At 56.7% G+C, this 16460-nt stretch carries 14 protein-coding genes; 6 read left to right on the top strand and 8 right to left on the bottom strand.

The window, feature by feature from the left end:
• Positions 1 to 109 precede the first annotated feature (109 nt).
• From BUB29_RS07260 to BUB29_RS07240, 4 genes are all read left to right on the top strand, one after another.
• Positions 110 to 532: a sigma-70 RNA polymerase sigma factor region 4 domain-containing protein gene (locus tag BUB29_RS07260; protein WP_002586616.1), complete on the top strand. Its 423-nt coding sequence runs from the start codon at positions 110 to 112 to the stop codon at positions 530 to 532.
• 20 nt (positions 533 to 552) lie between these two features.
• Positions 553 to 738 carry a helix-turn-helix domain-containing protein gene (locus BUB29_RS07255; RefSeq protein ID WP_033523206.1) on the top strand — a complete coding sequence of 62 codons (186 nt, stop codon included), beginning with the start codon at positions 553 to 555 and terminating at the stop codon, positions 736 to 738.
• Positions 739 to 1261: 523 nt separating this feature from the next.
• Entirely contained in the window at positions 1262 to 1486 is a 225-nt protein-coding gene (locus tag BUB29_RS09560; RefSeq protein WP_456318596.1) for a plasmid mobilization protein, read from the top strand.
• A gap of 24 nt (positions 1487 to 1510) precedes the next feature.
• Positions 1511 to 1819 carry a DUF4368 domain-containing protein gene (locus BUB29_RS07240; protein ID WP_441138325.1) on the top strand — a complete coding sequence of 103 codons (309 nt, stop codon included), beginning with the start codon at positions 1511 to 1513 and terminating at the stop codon, positions 1817 to 1819.
• Positions 1820 to 1895: 76 nt separating this feature from the next.
• Here BUB29_RS07240 and BUB29_RS07235 read toward each other — a convergent pair whose 3' ends face one another.
• The 5 genes from BUB29_RS07235 to BUB29_RS07215 all read right to left on the bottom strand — a co-directional run bounded on the left by BUB29_RS07235 (position 1896) and on the right by BUB29_RS07215 (position 7922).
• On the bottom strand, positions 1896 to 2816 hold the full coding sequence (locus BUB29_RS07235) for a hypothetical protein (RefSeq protein WP_234945707.1): 921 nt from the start codon (positions 2814 to 2816) through the stop codon (positions 1896 to 1898).
• A gap of 86 nt (positions 2817 to 2902) precedes the next feature.
• Positions 2903 to 4534 (bottom strand): glycoside hydrolase family 43 protein, encoded by a 1632-nt coding sequence (locus BUB29_RS07230; RefSeq protein WP_033523208.1) that lies wholly within the window; start codon positions 4532 to 4534, stop codon positions 2903 to 2905.
• A 76-nt stretch (positions 4535 to 4610) separates the two neighbouring features.
• Positions 4611 to 5504 (bottom strand): carbohydrate ABC transporter permease, encoded by an 894-nt coding sequence (locus tag BUB29_RS07225; protein WP_033523209.1) that lies wholly within the window; start codon positions 5502 to 5504, stop codon positions 4611 to 4613.
• Positions 5504 to 6547 carry a carbohydrate ABC transporter permease gene (locus BUB29_RS07220; protein ID WP_033523210.1) on the bottom strand — a complete coding sequence of 348 codons (1044 nt, stop codon included), beginning with the start codon at positions 6545 to 6547 and terminating at the stop codon, positions 5504 to 5506. Before BUB29_RS07220 ends, BUB29_RS07225 begins: the two co-directional genes overlap by 1 nt.
• A gap of 100 nt (positions 6548 to 6647) precedes the next feature.
• The gene (locus tag BUB29_RS07215; RefSeq protein WP_033523211.1) at positions 6648 to 7922 is read right to left on the bottom strand and encodes an ABC transporter substrate-binding protein; all 1275 of its coding nucleotides are present in this window, start codon (positions 7920 to 7922) and stop codon (positions 6648 to 6650) included.
• Between the two features lie 357 nt (positions 7923 to 8279).
• Here BUB29_RS07215 and BUB29_RS07205 point away from each other — a divergent pair, with 357 nt between their 5' ends.
• On the top strand, positions 8280 to 9296 hold the full coding sequence (locus BUB29_RS07205; RefSeq protein ID WP_033523212.1) for a LacI family DNA-binding transcriptional regulator: 1017 nt from the start codon (positions 8280 to 8282) through the stop codon (positions 9294 to 9296).
• A 131-nt stretch (positions 9297 to 9427) separates the two neighbouring features.
• On the opposite strand, the gene BUB29_RS07200 is transcribed toward BUB29_RS07205, so the two are convergent.
• Together BUB29_RS07200 and xylA are read right to left on the bottom strand one after the other, a co-directional pair.
• Entirely contained in the window at positions 9428 to 11125 is a 1698-nt protein-coding gene (locus BUB29_RS07200; RefSeq protein WP_033523213.1) for a glycoside hydrolase family 43 protein, read from the bottom strand.
• Positions 11126 to 11458: 333 nt separating this feature from the next.
• Complete coding sequence (gene xylA / locus BUB29_RS07195; RefSeq protein ID WP_033523214.1) at positions 11459 to 12805, bottom strand: xylose isomerase; 1347 nt, start codon at positions 12803 to 12805, stop codon at positions 11459 to 11461.
• Positions 12806 to 13033: 228 nt separating this feature from the next.
• On the opposite strand from xylA, the gene BUB29_RS07190 reads away from it, so the two are divergent.
• On the top strand, positions 13034 to 14317 hold the full coding sequence (locus BUB29_RS07190) for an O-acetylhomoserine aminocarboxypropyltransferase/cysteine synthase family protein (protein WP_033523215.1): 1284 nt from the start codon (positions 13034 to 13036) through the stop codon (positions 14315 to 14317).
• A 597-nt stretch (positions 14318 to 14914) separates the two neighbouring features.
• Here the strand turns inward: BUB29_RS07190 and BUB29_RS07185 are convergent.
• Entirely contained in the window at positions 14915 to 16366 is a 1452-nt protein-coding gene (locus BUB29_RS07185) for an amidohydrolase (RefSeq protein WP_081888380.1), read from the bottom strand.
• Between the last annotated feature and the right edge of the window lie 94 nt (positions 16367 to 16460).

Below are 16460 nucleotides of genomic sequence, written 5' to 3'. Positions count from 1 at the left end.
GCTTCGCGCCGTCGTTGACAGCCCCGCCCGTCTTTGCTGGTAGGCAATCAAGGGGCGACAGCAAGGAGTACTGCCGCCCCGCACTATTATTCAGAGAGGGGGAATTTCCATGACCGACCAGATAGCCTATCAAGAATATATCCAGCGCAGGTACAACGCCTTTTGCAAGACTGTTATCCGCTGTGCCGCCTTGGACAAGATTTTGAAGCTTAAACGGCAATGGGAACGGCAAGTTTCCCTTGACTATCTGATGAACGAGAAGTTTGTCCAGTTTGCCGCGTCGGAGCCGGACGAGGAATACCCATTTACCGTCTGCGGTCAGACCGTCCTGCTCTGCAACGCCGCCCTTGCCGACGCGATCTCTGTTTTGCCGGAGCAGACGCGGGAAGAAATCCTGCGCTATTACTTTCTGCGCCAGCCGCAGCGCGTGATCGGCGCGTGTATTGGCCGGTCACGCAGCACAGCGGGGCGGCATATCCAGCTTGCCTTGCAGCGGCTACGCGAAGAAATGGGGGTGAGCCGGTATGAGTAGACTTCTCCCCCTATGAAACAATCCTCAAAGCCCGTGAGGGCGACCCAGAAGCCGTGAACGCTGTCCTGCTCCACTACGCCGGATATATCCGCTATTTCTCAAAAGTGAACGGGCAGGTCAACGCCGAGGTGGAGGACTATGTAAAGCAGCGGTTAATTGACTGTCAATTCAAGTTCCGGCTTGACGAACCACCGGACAAGTCATAAAAACTGAATACCAGCCGCCACCGACGCGGCCAGCGAAAGCAGTAAGTCTTGAAAAAGATTTACTGCTTTTTTTGTTGTCCGGCTCCGCTCCCGGCCATTTTGCCCCCTGCCGGTTGTAGTAGTAAGCGAGGAGGGAATTTTTCTGCCCTGGTGTTTGGCATTTGGAGCATTTACCCGTAGTAGAGGGCAAAGAGAAAGGATTTCTCCAACACCGGGTAGAAACCACTGCGTCCGGTGTCATTTTAGCGAAAGCGGGCAGGAATGCCCTTTACAGGATTAGTAGTAGCAGAAAAAGAGAAACAAACTTTTGTGGTTGCAGTTTTCCAAAAAAGTGGCGGACGGAAGTGAGAGAAAGTTTGCAGTCACGGAGAGCAAGATTCTACCGCAGTACCAAATTTCGCTGTTCGCTCATTTTGTCCTTGCGGGAATCTTGTTGGGGAGTGCCTTCCCCAAACCCTGCTTATGCGGCTTTTGCCGCTTATCCCTGCCGCTGTCATGCGGCAAACGAAAGGAGGTTATAACCATGCCGAAACGATACAACACGCCCCACCGCAGCCGGGTAATCAAAACCCGGCTGACCGAGGAAGAATACGCCGACTTTGCCGCCCGGCTTTCCCCTTATGGTATGAGCCAGTCTGAATTTATCCGGCAAGCCATTACACGGGCAACCATACGCCCCATTGTTACCGTGTCCCCGGTCAATGATGAACTGCTTGCCGCAGTCGGGAAGCTGACCTTGCCGCCTTGAAGTTTGAAGTCTTGCAGAAAGTGGGTGAAGCTGTTGGCAACATTCAAACAAATGTCCGCAGACTACGAAGCCGAGCAGCGGGAACTGAAAGACAGAGCCGCCGCCCTGCAGGGCGAACTGGACAAGGCACAGGAAGCCACGGTAAACGCTGAAAAGTTTATGAGCGTTGTCCGCAAGTACCTTTCTATCGAAGAACTGACACACACTCTTTTGCGTGAAATGGTGGAGAAAATCGTTGTTTATGAATGTGAGTATGACGAGAACGAAGTACGCCGCCAGCGCATTGATATTTATTACAGCTTTGTAGGCAAGATTGACTTGCCCGAAGAATAAAGCCCGACCTATCCGACACCCTGCGCAAGTGCCGGATAGGAACGGCAAAATTTTTTACACTTCTATTACTTCTTTATCACACATAAACAAATAGGGCGGGCTTCCCCGCATCCGACGGAGGCAGGAACACGGTTTTTCTCATGGTAATCTCGCCGCGGAAACCGGCAAGTCCGCGATCCTTGTACCATCCAGGCAGGCGTATGTCATGCCATGCCACGTCGCGCGGCTCGACATTCTTGGATTCCGGACAGTCCCACGCGATCAATGGCAGCCATTCATGGTGGGCATCGGCCACAGCCTCGTATCCAAGCGCTTGGTACCACCGGTCCCGTTCGGCAACGGAATCGCGGCTTTTCTTCGACGCCACGCCATCGCCAAGATACGGCTCAAGATCAGCGAGCGCTTCGGGGAACGCCCGCAATGCGTCGGCATCCATCCAGGATTCAATCGGCGATCCACCCAATGAAACGTTCAACAGGCCGACGGGCACATTCAGCCACTGACGGATCCTGCGTCCGAAGAAATAGGCGAGCGCGGAGAAATCTCCAAGGTTTTCCGCATCGCACCCCTGCCAGAACGCATGGTCATGATCGCTGCGAGGACCGTTGAAGTCACAATCGGGAATCGCTTTGTATTGCCGCAGCAATGGGTCAGGCTCACGATTCCACTCCAGCGGATAGTCCGCACGCACCCAAGCCATGGGCAGTTCCATGTTCGACTGTCCCGAACACAGGAACACTTCTCCCGCATAGCATTGGCGCGAGATGCATTCGGTTCCGTCCTCATAACGCACCGTCAAATCGTACGGTCCGCCTGCTTTGATCGGACCGTACGGCACACTCCATGAGCCGTCGTCCCCCACCCGCGTAGTCCGATCCTTGCCATCGAGGCGTACCAGCACGCCGCGTCCAGGGTCGCCGGCACCCCAGATATGTATGGTCGCACCGGCCTGCAGCACGCAACCGTCGTCAAGCAGTTTCGGCAATTGCAAAACCATGCTCGTCCGCTCCTCATTGCCCATAGAATTCAATCCCGTCGAGTATGCCGGCTGACGGCGGACGCTCTGTCGCCAGCCGGCACTGTCTACTGGTTATCGGAAAGCTCCCGATAGTCGAAGTAGTCGAATTCGGCCTGCGCGTCGTAGCCGGACAGATCGACGCAGGCAAGTCCCACGAACGCGCCGGTGAAGAAGCCGCCGTAACGTTGGTTCACGTAATCGTCGGACAGGATCTTCGCATCGAGCTTGACCGGAATCTCGGTGAAATGTTCTCCGTCAAAGGAATATTCGTAGGAATAGTATTCCGTGCGAACCTTGGTGCGCAGCCATACCGCCTCAGCATCTTCGGGCACTACGATGGCGTCATCCTTGAGGAACGACGTATATTGGTTGAAATCGTTCTGAGCCACTTCGATGACCCTTGCGTGACGTTTCTCATCCCAAGTGATAAACGCCCATGACCAGCATAGGTCATCGTAATAGTTGGTCAGGCCTGCCATCTGCATGTAATTCTTCGGATCGAAACGCACCTTGGTTTCGGCGTCGAAATCAAATGCCTGCCAGCGACGAGCCACAAGAGACAAGTCAAACAGGTTGCACAGCGAGCCCTGACCACGCAATGCCAGTTTGCCACCACCCACCGTGCCCATGGCGTCGGTGAACGGGACGCGTAGAGTGTTCCAATTCAGCCCGAGCTCGCCGGAATCGAACTCATCATGTTCGTCACGCGTCGCGGGGGCCACAGTCTCGATGGCATCTTTCGGAGCATCAACGTAACGCTGTCCGCCGTGACCTCCGACCACGCGCGGCCAACCGTCCTCATCCCATTCGACTTTCTGGATGGAGGTCTCGCGTCCGAGTGTGCACCATCCGCGGGTGCCATGGGCCGGTTCGGTATCATGACGCCACGGACGACCGCATAGGGAGGCGTAATACCACTCGCCGGACGGGGTGTCCACCAACGCTCCATGGCCTTGCTTCTGCAAATAGGTGTCAGGAGTGTCGAAGTTACCGATGAACGGGCCATTCGGCATAACTTCGAAGGAGTATTCGTCAAGGGTACGGGAACGCGCCACAGATTCCTGATGTTCATACACCGTGCCGCCTTCTGCGGCAAACAGGTAGTACCAACCATCCTTCTTGTATAGGTGGGGACCTTCGGTGAGCTTCACCGAAGTGCCATCCCAGATGGTGCGGGCCGTTTCTGGCTTGAGCTTCATGGTGTCGACGTCGAATTCCGTCAATGTGATGCCGTCGAACTGGTGGTGGTATTCACGGAAATCCCATGTCTGCTGCACCAGGTATTTGCGGCCGTCGTCGTCATGGAACAGGCTGGCGTCAAAACCGACCCCGTTGATGCGAACCGGCTCGCTCCATGGCCCGTGGATGTCCTCGGCGGTGACCAAATAATTAGTGCAATCCTTGAATGCACCATTGACCACCTTGACATCAGTGTAGATCAACCAGAATTTGTTATCCGCATAGCTTAGGTCAGGAGCCCAGATGCCTCCCGAAGAGGGGTTTCCTCTCATAGCAAGCTGACTGGACCGGCTCAACGGGCTTGGAAGAATGTTCCAATGCACCAGGTCCTTGGACTCATGCAGGCGAACGCCTGGAAACCATTCGAAAGTGGAATTGGCAATGTAATAAGTATCACCGACGCGAATCATTGAAGGATCGGCGTGAAAACCGGTGAGCACCGGGTTGGAAATCTTCATAATGTACCTCTTGCATAAGAGATGAAGCCCGGAAGACGGAAAGGAACATCTTCCGGGCGTGGGTTGTCACATTCCGTCAGCCCTTGACCGCACCTGTCAGGCCGCCGACGATCTTCTTCTGGAAGATGGTGAAACAGATCAGGGCCGGAATCATAGCCAGAGAGGTGAAGGCCAACACCTGTGCGGTGTCAACGGAGTGTTCGGAGCTGAACATCTGTACGCCAAGTGGCAATGTGTACTTGTTGGCATCACTGAGCACGAACAGCGGCAGCATGTAGGCATTCCAGCTTCCCACGAAGGTGAGGATTCCAGTGGTGGCCACGCCAGGCATGGACAGCGGAATGACCATGCGCCAGAAGAAGCCAAGGCGGGAGCATCCATCGAGAAGACAGGCCTCCTCAAGCTCATTAGGAATCGACTGTAGGAACGGCACCAAGATGATGATGGTCTGAGGAAGTCCGAAGGCAATTTGCGGAAGGATCAGACCCCACAGGGAGTTGGCCAGACCCAGATTGCGAATCAGCAGATACAAAGGTGTAATGCCAACGGTCATCGGGAACATGAGACCAGCAGAGAACAACGCGTACATAAGCGGCGCATAGCGGAATTTGTATCGGGCGATGACAAAGCTCACCATGATGCTAAGCACCACGACGCCTACCATGGTGGCGATACCCACGATGGTAGAATTCTTCAGTTCCGTCCAGAAGATATCACTTTCGAAGACCGTCTTGTAGTTGTCGGGGACCCATGGGTTCGGCATCCCGGACGGATGGTTGGTGATCTGCGAATTGGTACGGAAACCGCCGAAGATAATGTACAACACCGGAGTGATGCAGATGGCCACAAGCACCAGGGAGAAGAAGTAGACGATTGGGTTGCCCCATGGCGTCTTGGATGACTTACGGTAACCATTCTTCTTGCTGTACTCGCTTTTGTTGGAATGTTCTGCGATTGTTGCGGCAGTCATCACTTCACCTCACTTGCCAGGGCAGCAACCTCACGATGCTGCACTTCTTTTGCGCGCTTTCTGGCACGCTTCTCGGCTTCTTTCTGTTCAGTAACAGCACCGTCCAAGTCACGGTTCAGCACGAACTTCTGATAGACGAGTGCGATGATCAAAGAGATCACGAAGATGATCAGAGCAACGGCGGAACCATAGCCATAGTTGCCGGCTCCACGACCTTCACGCACCATGTAGGTGGCCATGGTGGACACACCAGCGGTGGTCGACACATACTTGCCCCACACGATATAGACCAGATCGAAAAGCTGCAGAGAGCCAATCATGGAAAGGAACACCCAGATCCGCAACGTCGGAGCAAGCAACGGCAACGTGATGCTTTTCTGCATCTGCCAGAAACTCGCCCCATCCACTCTGGCTGCTTCATACAGTTCATCGGGAATGGATTGCATGCCGGCGAGCATCAGAATTACGGCGAAACCGACGTATTTCCAGCTGATCAGCAACAGCAGCGTCCAAATAGCGATTTTCGGGTCGGCCAGCCAATCGGGACCATTGATGCCGAAGTTGGCCAGAATCTCATTGATGGCGCCCTTCTTCTGTAGCAACAGGCTCCATCCTGTGCCGACGATGACCTCGGAAACGACATACGGCACGAAGATGAGGGTGCGGATGAGACCACGCCCCTTGAACTTCTGGTTCAGCAGCAATGCGAACAGGATGGCAAGCGGAGCCTGGATGACCAACGAGCCGATCACGACCTCGAAGGTATGCAGAATTGCCGCCTGGAACGCGGGATCCTTAAGCGCTGTGATGTAGTTCTGGAAACCAACGAATTTACCTGTCTTGGAGGGAAGTCCGTAACCCTTCCACTGATAGAAGCCGTAATAAGCACCCAAGACGATAGGCAGAATCACAAAGCAGACGAACAGAAGAATCGCAGGTGCGGACAGTACGAAAATCTCAACATTACGACGCGTTTTGCCATCGGACGGTTTCTTGGACCGCTTAGCGCGCAGCGTCACCGCGTCTTTGCTTGTACTCGACATGGTTTTCTCCACTACCAGATACGTTTCTCGAATAGGAAGGAGGGTGGATGAATATCTGTCTATCCACCCTCCTTTGGCCTTCAACCAGCCATGTTCACTGTCAGCCCTTGGTCGCTGCGTCCTTCATCGCCTTGACGATGTCAGCCGAAGTCCCCTGTCCGGAAAGCAGATTCACCACTCCGGAATTAAGAGCGTTGCCAATATTTCCGCCGAGAGCGGTATCCATCCACAGCTGCATGCCATCGGACTTTTTCATAGCTTCGATGATGCCCTTAAGATTTTCATCGGTAACCGCATCGTAAGCTTCGACGGAAGCCGGAATGGTGCTGAACGCAGTGGCGTATTTCTCCTGATTTGATTTCTCAGCCATGAAATTGACGAAATCAACAGCAGCGTCCGGAGCCTCGGGATTGACAGCGAAACCGGTCACAGCGCCCATCAAAGCACCTTCCTCGCCTTTTCCTCCGTCCACGGTCGGGAAGGCGAAGAAGCCAAGGTCAGCCATTGGCTTCTTGTCCGGAGTCAGGTCCTTGAGAACTCCAGGCTCCCATGTGCCCATGAGCTCCATCGCAGCCTTATGATTGGCCAGCAGACCTGCGGACGAGCTGGCGCCCTGCTGGGCCGTCGTGGTGAGGAATCCTTCGTTAAAAGCATTCGCATCCAACAAATCCTTCAGATCATCTCCGGCTTTGACCCAGCAGGAGTCGGAGAAGTCCTTGTCATTAACGCCCTTGGCGTAGGCCTTCGGAGAGCATTCGCGCATGGACAACCAGTAGTACCAGTGACCGACCGGCCAAGCATCCTTGCCGCCGAGTGCGATCGGATCAATGCCAGCGCTGCGAAGCTTCTGCACATCGGTCTTCAGCTCGCTGAAAGTGGTCGGCGCGGCATCGATGCCAGCCTGCTTGAACAAATCCTTGGAATACCAGATGCCACCAGGCTGGGCAGCGACCGGAACGGCATAGACCTTGCCGTCATAAGACATGGAATCCAATGAGGAAGACATTTGCTTTTTGACGGTATCGCTAATCTTATCAGAAATATCCATTACCTGGCCGGCATCAACCATGTCCTTGGTCTTGGCACCACCAAGGGTCATGTACACATCCGGGCCGGAGGCGGGATCCTGCATAGCGGTAGTCAGCTTGCCTTCGAAATCCTCGTTCTGGATGGCCTGAATCTGAACCTTGACACCAGTCTTCTTCTCAAACGCCTTGGCCAGATCCTCCCAATACTGCTTGCCTTCACCAGCTGTTGCGTTATGCCAGAACGTAATGGTCTTATCGTCTTTGGCACCAGTGCTGGAGCCGCAGGCACCCATGCCCAACATGGTCGCCACCGCAAGAGCGGCAGCTGCAATGGTTTTGAACTTCATTGTCTTCTCCTTATTGACCAAATCATCATCGACAAAATGCTGGCAACGACAGGAATTTCTCTCGAATGGGTCGAATCGGGGAGCATGACCGCAACGAATGCTGCTGCAGCTCCCCTGGCAGACAGAGAATCAGCCTTTGACTCCCTTCGAAAATTTCCATTTCGTTTTCGTTGTACCTATAGACTACCGAAACAAATCACACAAAGTCAAGTTTTTTGTAAAATCAGAAAACTAATTATTTTTCGTTGATTTTACAACGTTTTTAAGCATTTCCAACATATCGAAAGTTTCGAAAAACGCAAACCGAAACTTTCGTTCGCATTTTCGGATATGATGAACATGAAGAAGGAGTGACTCATGCGCAATACGGCAAAGAAAGCTACGGTACGACTCTCTGACATAGCTAAAGAGACCGGTTATTCCCTTTCCACCGTATCCAAGGCGCTCAACGGCAGAGCCGACGTTTCCGAAGAGACGCGGCAAACCATCAACACGATGTTGAAACGGTATGGGTATTCCCGTAAAGCGACAGGCGCGAAAAACCAACGAATTATCGAAATCGTGTTCCAAGATTTCGATAATGTCTGGGCTCTTGAAGTGTTACGCGGAGCCATCCGCGAAGCCAAACAACACGATCTGAGCATCATCACCACCGAAGGTGGCAATCGGCAGCACCCGGACTCATCCTGGATCGACAACATGCTTCGCAGGCAGGTGAACGGCGCCATCCTCGTTTTCTCGAACCTGACACGTATCGAACGGAACAAGTTGCATTCTAGAGGCATTCCCTTCGTTCTGTTCGACCCATTCGGAAATCCGGATCTGGACACGTTGTCAGTGCATGCGGACAACTGGACCGGAGGCGTAATCGCCACCAGGCATCTACTCGCACTCGGACATACCCGCATAGGCATCATCACCGGACCGGAGGAAATGATGTGTTCCAAAGCACGTCTGGACGGATATACATCAGCGCTTGCGGAACATGGAATCGAAGCCGATCCCGAACTTATCACCGAAGGCGATTTCACCACTGCCGGCGGTTACGCACAGTCCATCTCCCTGTTGGAACGACCGAATCGTCCGACCGCAATCTTCGCCGGCAGCGATCTGCAGGCCATGGGCGTCTACGAGGCGGCAAGGCAGCTGGGATTACGTATTCCCGAGGATGTATCCGTGGTCGGATTCGACGATGTGCAGACTGCCGCATTCCTCGGCCCGGCGCTGACCACCGTACGACAGCCGCTCCAAGACATGGCAAGGGCCGCCGTACGTATGCTGGTCGAGGCGCTCACCGACGACGTGATCCAACCGCACATCATCATGCCGACATCGCTAGTGGTACGCAACAGCACACAGCAACTCGAGGGTTAATCAGCGGGGCAAACTCACAGGCACAACCGGAGGGAGAACACAGCGCTCCTAGCCTTTCGACCCGTTTTCACCTCGCTCTAAGACGGCCCGTCGGAACACCAGCAGTGAACCATCCTGGAACTCCGTAGAATCTATGCCCTGAAGCCAGCCATGCAACCGACGAACCCACCGGCCCATTCGGTGCTGAGGAAACGAGCATCGACACTCAGCAGAACCTGCCCCTGACGCACGAACGTCGCAGAATCAACCGGACCATGCACGCCAGCCACGATGACCGACAAGCGGTTGTCGTCGAAAAGTACCGCCGGACGCACTCCGTCAGCCTGTACGACGGCAACAGACCCAGCTTGCGAATCGTCTCCATTCACCATCTCGTAGCGCACATCCGTGCCGCGCATCGAAAACACCGCGTAATGCGTGGAATTCTGCCGGATCACTAAAGAACCGGACATGGGAATCGGCATGAGCGTCGGCAGTTTCGCTATTCTGCGGTAGCTGACATCACGCTCGTCGCGCACCACCACACCGTTCGTCGAGCCATCAGCCACATCCACCAGCGCAGGTTCCATGTCACCGGCGAGTGAGGATTTCACCCTAGGCTCGATGGTGATGCCATCGTCTTCAGTAGTAACCGTGATCTCGTCGGCCAAGCGGCCAAGACCAGCGCAAGTCACTGGCCATCCGGGGTCACCCTCATGCGTATCTAATGCACCGTTGCCGTCCAGCTTCCAATCGGCCGGATTATGTTCCCAGGATACCGGAGCGACAAAGCTCTCCCTTCCCAAGTAGCTCAATAATTCGCCGTCATGCTTTCCCCGCGTCTCCCTCACGCCGAGACACACCAGCCACCATCCCAGTTCCGGATGAAGCAACAGGTCCGCATGTCCCACGCATTGCAGCGGTTCCGACAAACCCAGATGTCGGTGGGTGAGAATCGGGTTCTTCTTATCCGCATGGAAGGCACGGATTGCGGTGCCAAGATAGCAGCGTTCCCCGTCACGAACCTGCGGAATGCACTCACCCGATTCGGATGCTTCCCGTTCGTAAGCTTCGAACGCCCGAAGCAGTCCATGCGGCGCATAGATGCGCATGGCCATTTCACTATGTTCGAAACTGGTGCCCCCCTCGGCGGTCATCAGATACACATAATCACCCACGCGATAGAGATGCGGCGCTTCAGCCCACACCGATTCCACACCGTATCCGCGCCATATTACCGTCTTGCCCGATCCCGCAGGAAGACCGTCATCGACAAAAGTCCAAGTCTCCGGATCAATGCGTTGGGTCCAGACCTCGGTCTGGCCTTCCCATTGCGGATTGACCGCAGGACGGGTCTGGGTCCAGTACACGTTGCCATCCCCGTCCTCGAATATGTCTGGATCGATGCCTTCAGCGCCCTCAATCCAGAACGGGCCACGCCATGGCCCTTCGATAGAATCCGCTTCAAGAATAAAATTGCCCTCCGCGGCGTGGAACCGCATCAGCTCGCTTTCTGTGCAACCACCTTCCATAGCACGGCGATCATCAAGACGGGCAATGGTGCATGCAATCACATATTTGCCATGAATCCTGCGCAGCGTCGGCGCATAGACGCCGCCCGAATCATCCACGAAAGGAATAAGCAGGCGCCTTGCCAAGTCAGCATCTATCACATTCGACACATGCTTCCAGCACGTCATATCCTCGGAAACGTAAATGGGAAGACCTGGGACAAGCTCAAAAGTAGAAGTCACCAACACAATTCGCTGGAACTCATCATCCCAAATCCAACTCGGATCAGGATACATTCCACTAAGAATGGGATTGGTAATGGTAATAGTCGCGGTCATAAATACACCTTATTCAGAAACGCTTTTCCACATCGTATCATTGCGAATAGTTGGAATTCTCGACTTGCTTTCATAACACATACAAGTCGCCTACCGACGACATAGCCGGCAGACGACTTGTATGCGAAGGAACTTTAAGGAAGGATGAGGTGAAAATATGTGGTGTGCCGGAGCACCGACGCTCCGACACACCATATTCAGCCTTGTGCAACCGAGCCTCGCTGTTTAATCCAGCGATAAGTCAGGAGTCCTAGCGAAGAACTCCTTGTTGGGCCACGCCCGCCCCGGCAATTTCGGAGCGCTACGCGCACCCAACCATTGCTCGATTTCGACTCACGCCTCGGCCAATGCGTCGATCATATAGTTGTTGATGGTGGCCTTGACGGACTCCAGATGATCGGACTTGGTGGCCTCGATGAGCTTGGCCTGCGGGATGTCCAGAGCGTACTCCTCCAGGGAGGCCAGGGTCGCGGTGCCGTCCTCGACGGTCGCGCCGATGCCGGAATCGTAGGAGCTGTAGCGCTCGGCCTGCAGGTTCTCGATGAACTTGTCCTCGTGCATCTTGGCCGCGACCAGCAGGCCGGCGGCGAAGGCGTCCATGCCGGCGATGTGGGAACGGAACAGATCCTCGGCGTAGAAGGAGGTACGGCGCGGCTTGGCGTCGAAGTTCAGACCACCGTGGGGGCCGATCTGGCCTGCGGCGAGGACCTCCCACATGACGGTGGAGGTCTCGTACAGGTCGGTCGGGAACTCGTCCATGTCCCAGCCGATGAGCTTGTCGCCCTGGTTGGCGTCCAGGGAGCCGAGCACGCCGGCTTCGCGGGCGGTGCGGATCTCATGCTGGTAGGTGTGGCCGGCCAGGTTGGCGTGGTTGCCTTCGAGGTTCAGCTTCATGAAGTCGATGTCGTAGGTCTTCAGGAAGGCGATGGCGGTGGACGCATCGAAGTCGTACTGGTGCATCGTCGGTTCCTTGGCCTTCGGCTCGATCAGGAACTGGGCGTCCAGGCCGATCTCCTGAGCGTACTCATGGCACATGTGGAAGAACTTGGCCATGTGCTCCTGCTCGCGCTTCATCTGGGTGTTCCACAGGTTCTCGTAGCCTTCACGGCCGCCCCAGAACACGTAGTTCTCGGCGCCCAGGCGCTTGGCGATCTCCAAGGAGTGCTTCAGCTGGCCACCGGCATAGGCGTAGATGTCGGCGAACGGGGAGGTGGAGGCGCCGGAGACGAAGCGCGGGTTGGTGAACAGGGAGGAGGTGTTCCACAGCAGCTTGATGCCGGTGGCCTTCATGTTCTCCTCGATCTTGTCGACGACCTTGTCCAGGTTCTTGTTGGTCTCGCGAAGGGTGTCGCCTTCGGGGGCGATGTCGCGGTCGTGGAAGCAGAAGTACTCGACGCCGAGCTTCTGGAAAAATTCGAAAGCGTAATCGACCTTGGCCAGAGCCTCGTCCTCGGCGTTGGAGTACTTGCCGTACCACGGGCGCTGGGCGGTGCCGGTGCCGAACGGATCGACGAGTTCCTGATCGAAGGTGTGCCACCAGGCGACGCCGAAGCGCAGCCAGTCCTTCATCTTCTTGCCGGCGACCACGCGGTCGGCATCGTAGTAGTGGAAGGCCAAGCCTTCCTTCGGCCCCTGTTCGCGGCCGACGTACGGAATCTTGTCAATGTCCCACAGACCCATGGGTTGCTCCTTTGCTTTACGGCTTTACCTTTGCAAGCGTTTTGCCTGTTGTGCTTCCGGCGGGTTCGTCCCGTCTTGCGATACATAATAAAATGAATTACCTATCTTTGTCAATTCGTTTTACTTTCGGTGTTTCGCCGGGAAAATCAACGAATCGACACACTGATGCTAGAGTATGTGTGTTTTATCCGCAGCACTGACGCAAGGAAGAGCCCAAAAGGAGCACCAATGAACGAACACATCGACACCACCTGCGTGCAAGGCGGCTATCAGCCGGGCAACGGCGAATCCCGCACCCCGCCGATCATCCAGGCCACCACCTTCAAATACCGGTCCAGCGAACAGATGAGCCGACTCTTCGACCTCTCGGAATCCGGCTACTTCTACACCCGCCTGCAGAACCCGACCAACGACACCGTCGCCGCGAAGATCTGCGAAATGGAAGGCGGTGCGGCCGCCATGCTCACCTCCTCCGGGCAGGCGGCGAACTTCTTCGCCCTGTTCAACATCTGCAACAACGGCGACCATATCGTCGCATCCTCCGCCATCTACGGCGGCACCTTCAACCTCATCAATGTCACCATGCGCAAGATGGGCATCGAATGCACCTTCGTCAGCCCCGACTGCACCGAAGAGGAACTCGAAGCCGCGTTCCGCCCGAACACCAAAGCCGTGTTCGGCGAATCCATCTCCAACCCGGCGCTCATCGTGCTCGACTTCGAAAAGTTCGCGAACGCCGCACACCGCCACGGCGTGCCGCTGATCGTCGACAACACCTTCCCCACTCCGATCAACTGCCGCCCGTTCGAATACGGCGTCGACATCGTGACCCACGCCACCACCAAATACATGGACGGCCACGGCTCCTGCGTGGGTGGCGCGATCGTGGACTCCGGCAACTTCGATTGGATGGCCCACGCCGGCAAATTCCCCGGCCTGACCACCCCCGACGAGTCCTACCACGGCGTCACCTACGCCACCGAATTCGGCAAGGCGGCCTACATCACCAAGGCCACCGCGCAGCTCATGCGCGACTTCGGGTCCACGCCCGCGCCGATCAACTCCTGGATCATGGGCATGCACATGGAATCGTTGGGCGTGCGCATGGAACGCCACTGCGCCAACGCGCAGAAAGTGGCCGAATGGCTCAACGCCGACCCGCGCGTGAGCTGGGTGAGCTACCCCGGGCTGGAAGGCGACAAATACCATGAGCTGGCGCTCAAGTACATGCCGAACGGCACGTGCGGCGTGATCTCCTTCGGCGTGCCCGGCGGACGCGAGAAGGTCTCCTCGTTCCTCGACCATCTGAAGATGGTCTCCATCGCCACCCATGTGGCCGATGCGCGCAGCTGCACGCTGTACCCGGCGGGCACCACGCATCGTCAGCTCACCGAGGAACAGCTCGAGGAGGCCGGCGTCGGCATCGACCTGGTGCGCCTGAGCTGCGGCATCGAGAACGCCGATGACATCATCGCCGATCTCGATCAGGCGTTGGCCGCCGTGCAGGAGTAAAAGCCGTTCGACCGCCGCCTTAGCCCGTCGCCTCGCCGCTCGCACCGCGCGCGACGAGGCGGTTTCTCGTTTGCGCCGCACTTAGCCCGCCTATCTTGCTTATAGATGGCAGATTCAGCCGTTGCGCAACAACCAAGTGGCTTATATATGGCGCCCATTCCCGGATATCCCGGGTATGAGCCGCGAAACCGCGCGGTTCATACCCGGGATATTTCGTTTTCCATGCCATATATAAGCCACCTGACACAATCCGAGTCGCCGAATCCGCCATATATAAGCGAGTTACCCTCTTTTTGAACGCGTCCGCACCTCGTCGCCCTTGCATACGCATGGGTCTCGCCCCGAAATGAGCCGGGTTGCGTGCAGTTCGCACGCGCCCCGCGCACAACCGCACCCGGCTACCGACAACCGTCAACGACCGGATACCGGCAACCGTCAGCACCTGACATCCGGGCCAATCGGAAAACCGCCAAAGCCCATAAGCCACATATCCTGGTCATCCGCCGCGCCACCATCAACGGCAACAGCGTGGGCGGGCAAGCCACCGGCTCGCCCGCCCACGAATAAGCACCCGTCTCCGGCGCTCACTTCCGGCGCTCACCTCCGGAAAGTCCACCGCCCGGCGAGCATGGTCGCCTGCACATGCCCCGGCATCGCCTGCATCCCCTCAGGTGAAGTCACTCGGGACGGATCACGATCCAACAACACCAGATCGGCAGCATCGCCCACCGCCAACCCCGTACGGCCAACAGCCGTGGACGAAGCCAACGCCGTATCGAAATCAAGGCACTGCTCCAGCTGGAACGGCTCACGATCCGAACTTTCCGTGCCGAACACCGCTGCGGAGATGGCCATCCACGGGTCGAGCGGCGCCACGGGCGCATCCGAGCCCATAAGCAGACGCGTGCCGGCGTCATGCAGCGCCTTGAACGCGTAGGGAACACCAGCCGGATTCGCCCAGAACCGGGCGATGACATCACGATCATCCATGGCATGCTGCGGCTGGATGCTCGCGGCAAGCCCCAGTTTGGCCAAACGCGGGATATCGGTGGGCTTGAGCATCTGGGCGTGCTCGATGGAGCCATGCGCCTTGGAACGTTCGGCGCAATCCAGCACAATGGTGTTCGCCTCATCGCCGATGGCATGGCAGGCGATGTCGAAACCGTGGCGCGCCGCCACGAACATGTAGGATTCAATCTGCTCGGGCGTATAGCTCATCGTGCCGAAGGTTTCCGGATCGATACCCGAATACGGCGTGGAACAGTAGGCGGATCTGGTGTTCAGCGAACCGTCGGAAATGAGCTTCATCGCGCCGACGTGCCCCAACCCGTCACTCCCCGGCAGTTCGTCACCCGTATGCCAACCGTCGTTGATGGCCTGCTGCAGGCGTTCCGGATACACGCCGGCCCGAACGCGCAAACCGTTGATGCCCCTGCCGAATCGACCGATCCATGTGTCGATGTTCTCGGCCATCTCGTAATCGCGTACGCCGACGACGCCCTTGCCCGCGGCATCGAGTTCGGCGTTGCGCAGCAAGCGATCCAACTCTTCGGTGGCTCCGGGCGCATCATCGAGCTTGCAGTAGGCGTCGAACCATTCCAGCTCGCCCACAAGCCCGGACTCCACCACCTGTACGCCGAGTTTGCGTGCGGCGGCGGAATTCACCCAGCCGCAATGCATGTCGGCGCTGGACAACGCCACGGGCTGATCGCCTGCAATTTCGTCGATGGCGGCGAGCGTGGGCTGTTCGTCATCGGCCCACAGCGAATGACGGAACCGCATGCCCACCACATAACGGTCGGGGCTGAGCCGCCCCTCGGCACGCAGATCGTCAAGATGACGCCGCAGCATCACCATCGCCTCGTGCGCACTGCGGGCGCTGATCAGATCGAGCCGTCCCAACGTGTACGACCATTGCGTAAAATGCGTATGGCAGTCCCACAAGCCGGAAATGACCCACATGCCTTCGGCGTCGAATACCGGCAGATCACGCCCGTTTTCCGGGATTTCCGGCGTTATACTTTCGATCCGCCCTTCGCGGATCACCATGTCCATCGGCTCGTCGGAACCGAGTGATTTCACGTTCCGGATGCACAGCGCTTCGTTCACGACCGCATGGTCCTCTCTTCAGGTTCCTCTTCCA

The sequence above is a fragment of the Bifidobacterium merycicum DSM 6492 genome (genome assembly GCF_900129045.1).
Classification (GTDB): domain Bacteria; phylum Actinomycetota; class Actinomycetes; order Actinomycetales; family Bifidobacteriaceae; genus Bifidobacterium; species Bifidobacterium merycicum.
This window is presented reverse-complemented; position numbering and strand designations above follow the sequence as displayed.